Here is a 13250-nt window from a genome sequence, read left to right as displayed (position 1 = left end):
CGGGGCTGCGTGCTACGCTCAGCCACTCTTTCCAGATAGGAATCAGCTGATGAAGCTGCGCGTGACTCTGCTGGGTGCGGTGCTGGCCGGATGTACTTCTCCAGGCCTGCTGAAAGAGGAGGCGCCGGCGCTGCGGCTGGAAAGCGGCACGTCGCCGTCGGTGTACATGACCTGCCTGCTGCCCAAGTGGCAGGCGATCCGGCCCGGCGCAAGCGTGACGGAGATCCGCTTCGGCTACCGGCTTCTGCTGCCGGCCGCGTCGGGGGATGCCGCGCAGGTGCTGCTGGAAACGACGGCGGCGGACAAGGGCAGCGCGGTGGCGCTGTATCGTCGCGACGCGCCGGCGGCGGACGATGCGATCACGCTCGCCGCGCGCAGCTGTCTGTAGCGACTCAAGCAGCGTCTCGTCTACCACTAAGGGACGATAGCCGCCGGCTGAAGCAGGCGGCCTAATGGCTCTGACAAGAATAATCGGGCTCCCCGGCAGCGCGCCCGCGCTGCGCAGCGGTAGGGCCCGCCAGAAGAGAGCTGCCGCCATGGATATCGCGCGTCCGCGTATCGTCCTCATCCTTACCTTGCAGACTTGCGGCCTGGTGCTGCTGTTCATCGCCCAGGCGCTGGGCGGTTGGCCGTTGTCGCTGTGCCTGCTGCTTGCCGCGCTGCTGCTCTGGGGGCCGTGGTTCATCCCTGAAAAGACCGCGCCGGCCGGTGCGCTGGCGGTATTGCCGGATGTCGCCGAGTTGACCCGCGAGCTGTCCCAGGGCACCAGCCGCAATGCGTTGTCCGCCGCCGGGGTGTCCTATTCGGTGCAACGCCTGGTGGAGAAGCTCGAGTCCCAGGTGGTGGCGGCCGAGCAGATCGTCGGCAGCGCGGAGGTGATGATCCACACCGAGCGCGCCACCTCGAATCTGGCGCGGCAGGCGAAGGAGGCCGCGACCCTGGCGCGCGCCGGCAGCGATGCCGGGCGTGGCGAGCTGCAGGCGGCGATCCAGCGCATGCATCAGCTCAGCCAGCGTGCCAGCGCCAGCCGCGCGCTGATCGAGACGCTGAATGCGCGCAGCGAGGATATCCAGCGCGTTACCCAGGTCATCCAATCCATCGCCAGCCAGACCAACCTGCTGGCGCTCAACGCGGCCATCGAGGCGGCGCGGGCTGGCGAGCATGGCCGCGGCTTCGCCGTGGTGGCCGAGGAAGTGCGCGGCCTGGCCGGGCGCACCGCCGAGGCCACCGACGAGGTCGGGCAGATGGTCGAGGATATCCAGCGCCAGACCGGCGAGGTGGTGGAGCAGATCCGCCAGCTCACCGATGAGCTGGGCCTGGGCGTCAGCCAGGTGGAGAGCACCGGACGCCAGTTGCAGGACATCGCCGGTCTCGCCGCAACGGTGGAAACCCAGATCACCGAGATTGCCGAGGGGGCGGAGATCAACCGCAACCAGCTGGATAGCCTGTTCGCGGCGGTGGAACAGGTGCGCGGCGACCTGCGCGCCAGCGACGAACAGACCCACCGCCTGGCCGACGCGGCGATGCAGTTGGAAAGCCAGGCGGAAACCATCAGCGAGCGCTTGGCCGAGGTGGCGCTGGACGATTACCACCAGCGTGCCTATGACCTTGCCCGCGCTGGCGCCCAGGCCATTGGCGCGAAGTTCGAGGCGGATGTGGAAAGCGGACGGATCGGCTTCGACGACCTGTTCGACCGTGACTACCAGCCGATGCCCGGCACCCGCCCGCAGAAGTACCGCACGCGCTTCGATCGCTACACCGACGAGGTGCTGCCGCGCATCCAGGAAGACCTGCTGCAGCGCCATGAAGGGCTGGTGTTCGCCATCGCCTGCACTGCCGAGGGCTACGTGCCGACGCACAACCAGGCGTTCAGCCACCCGCCGTCGGGCGACCTGCAGGTGGACATGCTCAAGAGCCGCAGCAAGCGGCTGTTCAATGACCGCACCGGGGTGCGCTGCGGTAGCCACAACCAGCCGATGCTGCTGCAGACCTATTGCCGCGATACCGGCGAGCTGATGCACGACCTCTCGGTGCCGATCTATGTGCGTGGCCGCCAGTGGGGCGGCCTGCGCCTGGGCTACCGGCCGGAAGCCTGAGTCCCCGGTGGGGCCTGGCGCTGCCGGTCGATGTCGCTACTGCGGGCGGCGTAGGAGCAACTGTCTTCTTCTGATAGTTCGTGCTTTGGATTTCCCTCTCCCCGCGCAGCCAGCGCGGGGAGAGGGGAGCCCCAGAACGTAGGGCGCATAACGCGCCAGCGTTATCCGCCGTGCGGGTGTTGGCGGATAACCTTTTCAGGTTATGCGCCCTAGGGCATCCTTCGGACGCCGATCGCGGGCATGGCCCGCTCCTACAGGGAGCGACGGTGCATCCCTTTTCGTAGGAGCGGACTTCGTCCGCGATGGCATCCGGTTGGCACCGCGGCGCCAGGGGCGATTCGCTACCAAGCGCTGCAAAAATAAAAAAAGCCGCGAAGGAGTGTACGCGGCTGGGGTGCGGGCGTCCGGGAGGCGCCCGCGAAAGGGGCTCAGTGATGCCCGCAGAGGGCGTCGCGGCCATGCTCGCCGAGGATGTTGAACAGGATGTTCAGCACCACGGCCCAGATCGCGGTCATCGCGATGCCGCTGTGGGTGATCGGCTCCATCCACTGGGGCAGGGCGGCGAAGAAGTCCGGACGCACCACCGGCACCATGCCCATGCCGATGCTCACCGCCACCAGCAGCTGGTTGCGGCGGTCGACGATGTCCGCCTCATGGAGGATGCGGATGCCGCTGGCGGCGACCATGCCGAACATGGCGATGCCGGCGCCGCCGAGTACCGCCGGCGGAATCGAGGCGACCAGGAAGGCAGCCTTGGGCAGCAGCGACAGGGCGATCAGGAACAGCGCAGCGGCGGCGGTGACGTAGCGGCTGCGCACGCCGGTCATCTGCACCAGGCCGATGTTCTGGGCGAACGAGGAGTGGGTGAAGGTGTTCATGAAGCCGGCGACGAACGAGGCGCTGGCATCGCACAGCAGGCCGCGGCGCAGGCGGTTGGGGCAGATCTCGGTGTCGGTGATCTTGCCCAGGGCGAGGAACATGCCGGTGGACTCGACGAAGATGATCACCACCACCAGGCACATGGACAGCACCGGCGCGAGGTGGAATTCCGGCGCGCCGAAGTGCAGCGGGGTCACCACGTCGAACCACGGACGCTGCTCGATGCCGTCCAGGCTGACCATGCCCATGCTGGCGCCGATGATGTAGCCCAGCAGCATGCCGATCAGCACCGAGACGTTGACCCAGAAGCCCTTGAGGAAGCGGTTGATCAGCAGGATCACCGCCAGCACGAAGGACGACAGGGCGAGGTATTCGATGGCGCCGAAGTTGGCCGCTGCCTTGCCGCCGCCAGCCCAGTTGATCGCCACCGGGAACAGGCACATGCCGATGGAGGTGATCACGGTGCCGGTCACCAGCGGTGGGAAGAAGCGCACGATGCGGCTCATGAACGGCGCGATGAGCATGCCGAAGAAGCCTGCGGCGATGGTCGCGCCGAAGATGCCGGTCATGCCCACGCCGGGCATCCCGGCCATGGCGACCATGCTGCCGACCGCGGCGAAGCTGGCGCCCATCATCACCGGCATGCGGATGCCCACCGGGCCGATGCCCAGCGACTGCACCAGCGTGGCGATGCCGGCGACCAGCAGGTCGGCGTTGATCAGGAAGGCGATTTCCTCGCGGGACAGGCCGGCGGCCTGGCCGACGATCAGCGGGACGGCGACGGCACCGCCGTACATCAGGAGAACGTGCTGGAAGCCGACCAGCAGCAGCTGCAGCAAGGGCAAACGCTGGTCGACGGGCGAGCCGGTAGTGGAGCGCTCAGTTACCACGGACATGCAACACCTCGGTTTTTATTGTTGTCAGTCGCTGGTTGCCGGATGGGCACGACAACCGGGAAGTACTGGCCGATCTCACCCCCGGGGCCGAGCGGGTGAAGCGGTGCGGGACTTTATAAACGCGATGTGTATTACGTTCAATCGATTTTTGTATACAACTGCCCGGTCATGTTTTGTCTTCGTAGTGCTGCAGCGCTCTGCGCCGCGTGTTTCCTGGCTTCGGTGTTTCTGTAGCCATTGGTCGAGAGGACTACATTTTTTGTTTAGCGCGCTTTTCGTAGGAGCGAGCTTGCTCGCGAACCGGGCGATACCCGATCGATCCGGCGGGCGCTGATGGTTTGTTCGCGAGCAAGCTCGCTCCTACAGATCCGGTATCGCACGGGCATAAAAAAACCGCACCCGAAGGTGCGGTTTTTCTGGCCGTGCCGCAGGCTCAATTAACCTGGGCGCCCTTGGCGATCCAGTCGCCGATGAGCTTTCGCTCATCCGGGGTCATCTGCGTAATGTTGCCCAGCGGCATCACCTGCGAGGCCACGGCCTGCGCCTGGATGCGCGGGGCGAGCTGCTGGATCTGCTGCGGGGTGTCGAACATCACGCCGGCCGGCGCGGTGCTGAACAGGTTGCTGGTCGGTTTGGCCGAGTGGCACACGGCGCAGCGTTCCTGGATGACGTGGTGGACCTTGTCGAAGCCTTCACCCGAACCCGCGGCGGACGCCTGGGCCGGGGCGGCCTGCGCCTGCTGCGCGGCGGCGGCCTTGGCGGCTTCCTCGTCCTTGGCGCGCTCGGCCGGGGTCTTGCCGCCGATGGCGGTTTCCGGCAGCGGCTGGTACTCGACCTTCTGGGCCTGCGCGGTGCTGGAGGAGGCGTCGCTGCTCGGCCAGTTCGGGCCGGTGACGAAGGCCAGGGCGATCATGCCGACGGCGCCGGCGGGCAGGGCCCAGGCCATGCCGTTGCCTTCGTGACGGGTGTTGAAGTAGTGACGCACGATCACCGCCAGCGCCGCGATGCACGCCAGGATCAGCCAGTTGTAGTGGCTGCCGTAGGTGCTCGGGAAGTGGTTGCTGATCATGATGAACAGCACCGGCAGGGTGAAGTAGTTGTTGTGGCGCGAACGCAGCAGGCCCTTGGCCGGCAGCACCGGGTCGGGCTCGCGGTTTTCCTCGATGGCCTTCACCAGCGCACGCTGGGCCGGCATGATCACGCGGAATACGTTGCCCACCATGATAGTGCCGATGATGGCGCCCACGTGCAGGTACGCACCGCGACCGCTGAACACCTGGCTGAGCAGGTAGGCGGCGAGGACCAGCAGGCCGAACAGGATGGCGCCGAGCAGGGCAGGGGTCTTGCCCAGCGGGGAGTCGCACAGCGTGCTGTAGACGAACCAGCCGGCGATCAGCGAGCCGATGCCGATGGCCACGGCGGCCGCCGGTGCCAGGTCGCTGCCCGGGGCGATCAGGTACAGGGTCGGGTTCAGGTAGAACACGATGGTCAGCAGGCAGACACCCGACAGCCAGGTCGAGTAGGCCTCCCATTTGAACCAGTGCAGGTTGTCCGGCATTTTCGGCGGGGCGAGCTTGTACTTCTCCAGGTGGTAGATACCGCCACCGTGGATCGCCCAGAGGTCACCGGAAAGCCCCTCGCGCGGGTTGACGCGGTTGAGGTTGTTTTCCAGCCAGACGAAGTAGAACGAGGCGCCGATCCACGCAATACCCACGATCATGTGGATCCAGCGGACCAGCAGGTTCAGCCATTCGATGAGATGTGCTTCCACAGTTTTTTACCTCTTGCCCGGACTTTGCCGTCGCAATGCGCGGGCCTCTCTTATTAGTTCAGTTTCCACCTGCGCGTGTCTTCGTGGTGATGCTGCTGCGTTGAAAGCCGGCTCGGAGTGCTTATTTACAAGCGTAAACTGCGCTTGCCTCGCCGCCTTTCGCCTTGCCTCATCGTCACTCGACGACGCTCAGTCGGAACCTCATTGGGGGTCGAGGAGGAGCTGTTCGTCCTCGGTGAAGAAATGCTCGTCGCAGTTGTTGCCAGAACCGCTGCGATCGACCACCAGGAAGTCATCCCGCTTTTCGATCGTCAGCACCGGGTGGTGCCAGACGCCGCGGTGGTAATTGACGCCCTGCTTGCCGTTGGACAGGAAAGCGCGGACGAGGCCCGATACAGGTACATCGCCAAGTGGCGCGACCACGATCAGAAAGGGGTTGCCGAGCAGCGGTATGAACGCCTGGCTGCCCAGCGGATGGCGTTCCAGCATGCGGATGCGCAAGGGCATCTCCAGGGACTCGGCGCTGAAGATGCTGATGATCGCCTTGTCATCGGGCTGCGCCGTTTCGACGGTGGCGAGCTTGTGATAACGGCGGGTGGAGCCGTTGTTGATCATGAAGAAATCGCTGCCTTCGGTCTCGATGACATCACCGAACGGTGCGAAGGCTTCCTTGGTCAACGGCTCGATCTTCAGGGTACGCATGGCTGGTCTTCTTATATCGTTGTTCGCTTGGGTCCCCTTCGTGGAGAAGGGAGTGAAGGTCCGCTCGCTCAGAGCTGCTGCAGGCGGAACATCGCGATCTTGTTGATCTCCGCCAGGGCGGTCTGGAACTCCTGCTCCGGCGTGTTGTGGATGCGTTCTTCGAACGCCGCCAGGATCTGATGGCGGTTGCTGCCCTTCACCGCCTTGATGAAGGGGAAGCCGAACTTGGCCTTGTAGGCGTCGTTGAGCTGGGTGAAGCGGGCGAACTCCTCGGCGGTGCAGTCCTGGATGCCGGCGCCGGCCTGTTCGGCGGTGCTGGAGGCCGTCAGCTCGCCACGCACCGCGGCCTTGCCGGCGAGGTCCGGGTGCGCGTTGATCAGCGCCAGCTGGGCTTCGCGGCTGGCGGACAGGAGGATGTCGGCCATGCGCTGCTGCAGCCGCTCGATGTCGTTCAGGGTGTCGTCGACGCCCAGGTCATAGGCCTTCTCGGCGACCCACGGCGAGTGCTCGTAGATGTCGGCGAAGGCGGCGACGAAAGCGGCGCGGTCGAGGCTGGCCGGGGTCAGGGTCTGGAAGCGGCTCATGCCTTGTTCTCCTGCGCTTTGAACGGGTGGTGCTCGTACCAGTGCCGGGCGATGTCGACGCGGCGGGTGATCCACACCTTCTCGTGACCCTTAACGTACTGGATGAAACGCTCCAGCGAGGCCATACGCGCCGGACGGCCCAGCAGGCGGCAGTGCATGCCGATGGACAGCATCTTCGGCGCGCCCTCGGCGCCCTCGGCGTAGAGCACGTCGAAGGCGTCCTTGAGGTATTCGAAGAAGTCGTCGCCCTTGTTGAAGCCCTGCACCTGGGTGAAGCGCATGTCGTTGGTGTCCAGGGTGTAGGGGATCACCAGGTGCGGCTTCTCGGCGGTGCTGGCCGGGTCCCAATAGGGCAGGTCGTCGTCGTAGGTGTCGGAGTCGTAGAGGAAGTTGCCGTCCTCGCGGACGATGCGGCGGGTATTGGGGCCCAGGCGGCCGGTGTACCAGCCCTGCGGACGCTGGCCGGTCAGCTCGGTGAGGATGCGCACGGCCTCGAGCATGTGCTCGCGCTCCTGCGCTTCGTCCATGTACTGGTAGTCGATCCAGCGGTAGCCGTGGCTGCAGATCTCGTGGCCGTCGGCGACCATCTGGCGGATCGCTTCGGGGTGGCGCTGGGCGGCCATGGCCACGGCGAACACGGTCAGCGGCAGGTCGTACTTCTTGAACAGCTTGAGCAGGCGCCACACGCCGGCGCGGCTGCCGTATTCGTACAGCGACTCCATGCACATGTTGCGCTCGCCCTTGAGCGGCTGCGCGGCCACCATCTCGGAGAGGAAGGCTTCGGATTCGGCGTCGCCATGGAGGATGTTGCGCTCGCCGCCTTCTTCGTAGTTGAGGACGAAGGACAGGGCGATGCGGGCATCGTTGGGCCAGTGCGGGTGGGGGATGTTGTTGCCGTAACCGATCAGGTCGCGTGGGTAATCAGCGCTCACTGCAGTGTTCCTTCTTGTGGTTGGCGGTCGGCGCCGGGTCGGTGGACTGTGCGCTGCCGTTGATGGGTGCATTGTATACAAAATGTCAGGCGGTCTGTAAATACAATCCGCGCAACGGTCGTTTCATTCCGTTCGTCAGCGCTCGACGGGCTGCGGATGCCCAACATCTCCAGCATCCATACCTTGTGGCGGGCCTTTTCGCGCCATCGGGCAGCCTCGGAGCAAGGCGGGCGGCAGAGGCTTTTTGCAGAGCTGAATCAGTTTTTTGTATACAATCGTCCGCACTGCTGGGTATATTCGCAGACACCAAACGCATCCGCGGGCGGCCTCGATGGCCGCCCGCCCATTCGTATCAACAAGACAGAGGAGGAAGGTGTCGGCCGGCTCCGCCGCAGGACACCGTTAAGCCCATGGGACGCCTGACCACCCACGTACTGGATTCCGCCCACGGTTGCCCCGGCCATGGCATCACCGTCGAGCTGTACCGCGTCGAAGGCCAGCAACTGGAGCTGATCGCCACCCGCGTGACCAATGACGACGGCCGCTGCGACGAGCCGCTGCTGCAGGGCGACGACTTCCGCGCCGGCGTTTACCAGCTGCTGTTCAACGCTGGCGACTACTACCGCGCCCGTGGCGTCGAGCTGCCCCAGCCGGCCTTCCTCGACCAGGTCGTGCTGCGCTTCGGCATCGCCTCGGAAAGCGACCACTACCACGTGCCGCTGCTGATCTCCCCCTACAGCTATTCCACCTATCGCGGCAGCTAGTCCCCGCCCATAGGTTCTTCCCGGACTCTTCGTGGAGTCTTCCTCGGCCCGCCCACACTGCGGGCTTTTTTTTGCCCGTCGTTCAGGGAAATGCTTAGGAATCACAGGCGAGAAGGGTGGAATTGGGCTAGAAGGAGTGAGGGAAAAATCCGTTTCGAGGAGTGGTATGAGCAGGATTCTTATCGTCGACGAACAACCGGTCACCCGTCACGCCTTGCGGCTGATGATGGAGGCGGACCATCACGAGGTGGTCGGCGAAGCGGACAACGGCCCCGATGCGTTGCAGCAGGTACGCGCCTGCAAGCCGGACCTGATGATCCTCGAACTGTCCATTCCCCGCCTGGGCGGCCTGGAGGTGTTGCAGCGCCTGGTGGCCCAGGATTCTCCGGTGAAGGTGCTGGTGCTCACCTCGCAGGATTCGGAATACTTTGCCGGCCGCTGCCTGGCCGCCGGCGCCGCCGGGTTCGTCAGCAAGCAGGAGAACCCCCAGGCCGTGCGCGAGGCCGTCCGCGCCATCACCCAGGGCCACAGTTATTTTCCCAGTCACGCGCTGGGCAGCGTCGCGGCGGCCGAGGAGGTCGGGCATGGCGAACTGCTGCGCGGCTTGTCGGTGCGCGAGCTGTCGGTGCTGCAGTTGTTGGCGCGCGGCCTGAGCAACATCGCCATCGCCGATCAACTGGCGATCAGCGACAAGACCGTGAGCACCTACAAGGTGCGCCTGATGCAGAAGCTGCGGGCCAAGTCCCTGGTGGAACTGGTGGACATCGGCCGGCGCCACGGCCTGGTCGAGGGCGGGGTGAAGGAGGAGCACGAGGAGCCGGCCCCGGCATTCGACGCCGAGCAATCCCGCGAGCTGGGCCTGCTGCGCAAGGTGATCGATGCCATCCCGCATCCCATCACCATTCGCGACCTGCAGGCGCGGCTGGTGTACGGCAACCGCTCCGCCCTGGAGATGCTCGGCCTGCCGCTCGAAGAGGTCGTCGGCAAATACACCAACGACCTGCTGCTGCCCAATCACCATGAAGTGGAGTATCTGCGCGAGCGTTTCCTCGAGCGGGTCAGCAAGGGCGAGGCGTACGAAGACGATCTGGAGTTCATGTCCAACCAGGGGCGCATGGTCATTCGCCACTGGACCCATCCCTACACGGACGAGCAGGGCACGCTGATCGGCGCCATCTCCGGTTCGGTGGACATCACCGACCGCGACGAGCTGCTGCGCTCGCTGCGCGGGGCCAATGCCCGGGTGCAGAGCGTGAGTCGCAGCAAGAGCCAGTTCCTGGCCGGCATCGCCTCGGAGTTGCAGGGGCCGATTCAGTCGATGGTCGCGATGATCGACCTGGCGCTCAACCAGTCCGAGCAGAAGTCCCGCCAGGAACCGCTGCAGGTCGCGCGCTCGGTCGCCGACAACCTGCTCGCCCTGCTGGATGACGTGCAGTCCCTGGGCCGCGCGGAGTCCGGCCGACTGGTGCTGGCGCAGGAGGCGGTCGACCTGGTGGCGCTGGTCAAGGAACAGGTCGTCGCCATCCAGGAGCGCGCCCAGGCGAAGGGCCTGCGGCTGGACACGGACTTCGACCAGGCCTGGCAGACGCTGGTCTGGGCCGACCCGACGCGCCTGCGGCAGATCCTCAGCAACCTGTTGAGCAACGCCCTCAAGTTCACCGATCACGGCGGCATCCTGGTCCGGTTGATCGCGCGCGGGCGCAGCGAAGGCATCGTCGACGTGCAACTGGAAGTCATCGATACCGGCATCGGCATCGAAGCCGATGAGCGCCAGCGCGTCTTCGAGCCGTTCTCCCAGCACATCGACAGCGAACTGATCCTGCGTGGCGGCACCGGGCTCGGCCTGGCGCTGAGCAAGAGCCTGGTGGAGATGATGGACGGGCGGATCGAGGTGCTCGGCGAGCCGGGCAGCGGCACCGAGGTGCGGGTGACGCTGACCTTCACTACCGCCGAGAACTGGTCGTCCGCGCCGGAGTCCTGAGGCGGCGCCGAGCGCACCAGCGAAACGAACGAGCCCCGGCCTGTGCCGGGGCTCGTTCGTTGATGGCTTTAAAGGAAGATGAACTTGGCGACGAAGATCGCGCACAGCGCGTACAGGCTGACGGTCACGTCCTTGTGGCGGCCGGTGAAGACCTTCATCGCCACGTAGGTCACGAAGCCCAGGGCGATGCCATCGGCGACCGAGAAGGTCAGCGGCATCATGATCACCGTGACGATGGCCGGGATGGTCTCGGTGTGCTCGTCCCAGTCGATGTGGGCCATGCCGCCCATCATCAGCATGGCGACGTAGATCAGCGCGCCCGCGGTGGCGTAGGCGGGGATCATGCCGGCCAGCGGGGCGAAGAACATCGCCGCGACGAACAGCACGCCCACGGTGACGGCGGTCAGCCCGGTACGACCACCGGCGGCAACGCCCGCGGCGCTTTCCACGTAGCTGGTCACCGGCGGCACGCCGAGCACCGCGCCGAAGGCGCTGGAGGTGCTGTCGGCCTTCATCGCCTTGGACAGGTTCTCGATGCGGCCGTCCTCGCGCACCAGGTGCGCGCGCTGGGCGACGCCCATCAGGGTGCCGGCGGTGTCGAACATGTGCACGAAGAGGAAGGCCAGGATCACGCTGATCATGGTCACGTTGAACGCGCCGGCGATGTCCATGGCCAGGAAGGTCGGCGCCAGGCTCGGCGGCATGGAGAACACCCCGCCGAACTTGACGATGCCCAGTGCGATGCCGGCCACGGTGACGGTGAGGATGCTGATCAGGATGCCGCCGAACACGCGGCGGTATTCCAGGACGGCGATCATCAGGAAGCAGACGGCGGCGAGCAGCGGGCCGGGGCTGGTCAGGTCGCCCAGGTGGACCAGGGTGGCGGGGCTGGCGACCACGATGCCGGCGGTCTTCAGGCCGATCAACCCGAGGAACAGGCCGACGCCGGCGCCCATGGCGAAGCGCAGGCTGACCGGGATGCTGTTGAGCAGCCATTCGCGCACGCGCGAGAAGGTCAGGATCATGAAGGCGATGCCGGAGATGAACACCGCGCCCAGCGCGATCTCCCAGCTGTAGTTCATGGTCTTGACCACGGTGTAGGTGAAGAAGGCGTTGAGGCCCATGCCCGGCGCCAGGCCCACCGGCCAGTTGGCGTACAGGCCCATCAGGAAGCAGCCCAGCGCTGCGGCGAGGCACGTGGCGACGAAGGCGGCGCCGTGGTCGATGCCGGCATCCGCCATGATGTTGGGGTTGACGAAGATGATGTACGCCATGGTGATGAAGGTCGTGAGACCCGCGGCGAGCTCGGTCTTCACGGTGGTGCCATGCTGGCTGAGCTTGAACACGCGTTCGAGCAGGCCGGTGGCGGGGGGGCTGGTTGCAAAGGCTTGTTGTTCTTGTTTGGTGCTTTCCACAGCGGTACTCCTCAACGCTCTTGTTGTTGGTCTCTCGCCGTCGGCTGGTTCACCTGCGTCCCTTGCGCTAACGGAAAGAGTTGTGAGGGTGTGAATGTTGACCTTTGGGTCAGGAAGTCACGCCGCGATTATGCAGTTGTGTACAAAAACTTCAAATAATGTTTCGTGCCCTGCTGAAAGATTTTTACAAGCAAAGCATCGGAATGGTCGCAGGCTGATTGTCGCCATGTTCCGTCACCGCGCGGCATTGGCGCCGATGGCGAGTCGCGCGCGACGGCTGCACGATAGTGGCCACTTTGTGTACACTGTGCCCCATGCCTGGCCCGCGGCCAGCTCCACCCAAGCCCCCACGGATTTCGCGCCGGTTCCCGCCGGCTGAGCAGGGTTCGACTCCGATGACCGACCAGTTGCAACAGATCAGGAAGCAGCCGCGCAATGGCAAGACCCGCAGCGGCACGCAGGACGAGATCGTCTACGCGCACATCTTTGACGCCATCCTCGAGCAGCGCCTGGCGCCCGGCACCAAGCTGAGCGAAGAAGCCCTCGGCGAAATCTTCGGCGTCAGCCGCACCATCATCCGTCGTGCCCTCTCGCGCCTGGCCCACGAGCAGGTCGTGCTGCTGCGCCCGAACCGTGGCGCGGTGGTCGCCAGCCCGAGCATCGACGAAGCGCGGCAGATTCTCTTCGCCCGCCGCACCGTCGAGCGCGCCATCACCGAGCTGGCCGTGGACAACGCCAGCGGCGATGCCCTGGCCGAACTGCGCGACATGGTGAAGCAGGAGCAGTCCAGTTTTGCCCGTGGCGACCGTGGCGCCGGCATCCGCCTCTCCGGGGAGTTCCACCTCAAGCTCGCCGAAATGGCGAAGAATGCGCCGCTGGTGAGCTTCCAGCGCAGCCTGGTATCGCAGACCTCGCTGATCATCGCCCAGTATGAAAGTGGCGGCCGCTCGCACTGCTCGTTCGACGAGCACAACGAGATCCTCGACGCCATCGAGAAGGGCGACAAGGAAAAGGCCGTGACCCTGATGATGCACCACATGGCGCACATCGACGACAAGCTGAACCTGGACGTGGACGGCGCCTCCGGCGACCTGCACGCGGTGTTCTCGCACCTGCTGGCCGGCAAGAAGAAACCGCGCCGCAGCAAGGCCGACGCCGACTCCGCGGCCTGATCGCCGAGCTGGAAAAAAGCCCCGCAGTGCGGGGCTTTTTTCGTGGTTGCACGGGTAG

At 65.4% G+C, this 13250-nt stretch carries 11 protein-coding genes; 5 read left to right on the top strand and 6 right to left on the bottom strand.

Going from position 1 to position 13250, the window contains the following annotated elements; genetic code table 11:
• Positions 1 to 49: 49 nt before the first annotated feature.
• Both N0B71_RS26265 and N0B71_RS26260 read left to right on the top strand, forming a co-directional pair.
• Complete coding sequence (locus N0B71_RS26265) at positions 50 to 388, top strand: hypothetical protein (protein WP_259755934.1); 339 nt, start codon at positions 50 to 52, stop codon at positions 386 to 388.
• A 64-nt stretch (positions 389 to 452) separates the two neighbouring features.
• A complete protein-coding gene (locus N0B71_RS26260) occupies positions 453 to 2096 on the top strand; it encodes a methyl-accepting chemotaxis protein (protein ID WP_442964634.1) in 1644 nt (547 codons plus the stop codon).
• A 428-nt stretch (positions 2097 to 2524) separates the two neighbouring features.
• Here N0B71_RS26260 and N0B71_RS26255 read toward each other — a convergent pair whose 3' ends face one another.
• From N0B71_RS26255 to puuE, 5 genes are all read right to left on the bottom strand, one after another.
• Positions 2525 to 3871, bottom strand: coding sequence for a nucleobase:cation symporter-2 family protein (locus N0B71_RS26255; protein WP_259755931.1), 1347 nt, complete (start codon positions 3869 to 3871; stop codon positions 2525 to 2527).
• A 433-nt stretch (positions 3872 to 4304) separates the two neighbouring features.
• Positions 4305 to 5642, bottom strand: a complete 1338-nt coding sequence (locus N0B71_RS26250) for a urate hydroxylase PuuD (RefSeq protein WP_259755930.1) — start codon at positions 5640 to 5642, stop codon at positions 4305 to 4307.
• Positions 5643 to 5843: 201 nt separating this feature from the next.
• Entirely contained in the window at positions 5844 to 6344 is a 501-nt protein-coding gene (locus N0B71_RS26245; protein WP_259755929.1) for an ureidoglycolate lyase, read from the bottom strand.
• A gap of 68 nt (positions 6345 to 6412) precedes the next feature.
• A complete protein-coding gene (gene uraD / locus N0B71_RS26240) occupies positions 6413 to 6928 on the bottom strand; it encodes a 2-oxo-4-hydroxy-4-carboxy-5-ureidoimidazoline decarboxylase (protein WP_259755927.1) in 516 nt (171 codons plus the stop codon).
• Entirely contained in the window at positions 6925 to 7860 is a 936-nt protein-coding gene (puuE, locus tag N0B71_RS26235) for an allantoinase PuuE (protein ID WP_259755925.1), read from the bottom strand. The genes uraD and puuE overlap by 4 nt, the downstream gene beginning before the upstream one ends.
• A 410-nt stretch (positions 7861 to 8270) precedes the next feature.
• Here puuE and uraH point away from each other — a divergent pair, with 410 nt between their 5' ends.
• Positions 8271 to 8624: a hydroxyisourate hydrolase gene (gene uraH / locus N0B71_RS26230; protein ID WP_259755923.1), complete on the top strand. Its 354-nt coding sequence runs from the start codon at positions 8271 to 8273 to the stop codon at positions 8622 to 8624.
• Positions 8625 to 8790: 166 nt separating this feature from the next.
• Entirely contained in the window at positions 8791 to 10605 is a 1815-nt protein-coding gene (locus N0B71_RS26225; protein ID WP_259755922.1) for an ATP-binding protein, read from the top strand.
• Positions 10606 to 10673: 68 nt separating this feature from the next.
• On the opposite strand, the gene N0B71_RS26220 is transcribed toward N0B71_RS26225, so the two are convergent.
• The gene (locus N0B71_RS26220; RefSeq protein ID WP_259755921.1) at positions 10674 to 12020 is read right to left on the bottom strand and encodes an NCS2 family permease; all 1347 of its coding nucleotides are present in this window, start codon (positions 12018 to 12020) and stop codon (positions 10674 to 10676) included.
• Between the two features lie 395 nt (positions 12021 to 12415).
• Here N0B71_RS26220 and N0B71_RS26215 point away from each other — a divergent pair, with 395 nt between their 5' ends.
• Complete coding sequence (locus N0B71_RS26215; RefSeq protein ID WP_259755919.1) at positions 12416 to 13192, top strand: GntR family transcriptional regulator; 777 nt, start codon at positions 12416 to 12418, stop codon at positions 13190 to 13192.
• Positions 13193 to 13250: the final 58 nt, after the last annotated feature.

Source organism: Pseudomonas sp. GCEP-101 (assembly GCF_025133575.1).
In the GTDB taxonomy this organism is placed as follows: Bacteria; Pseudomonadota; Gammaproteobacteria; order Pseudomonadales; family Pseudomonadaceae; genus Pseudomonas; species Pseudomonas nitroreducens_B.
This window is presented reverse-complemented; position numbering and strand designations above follow the sequence as displayed.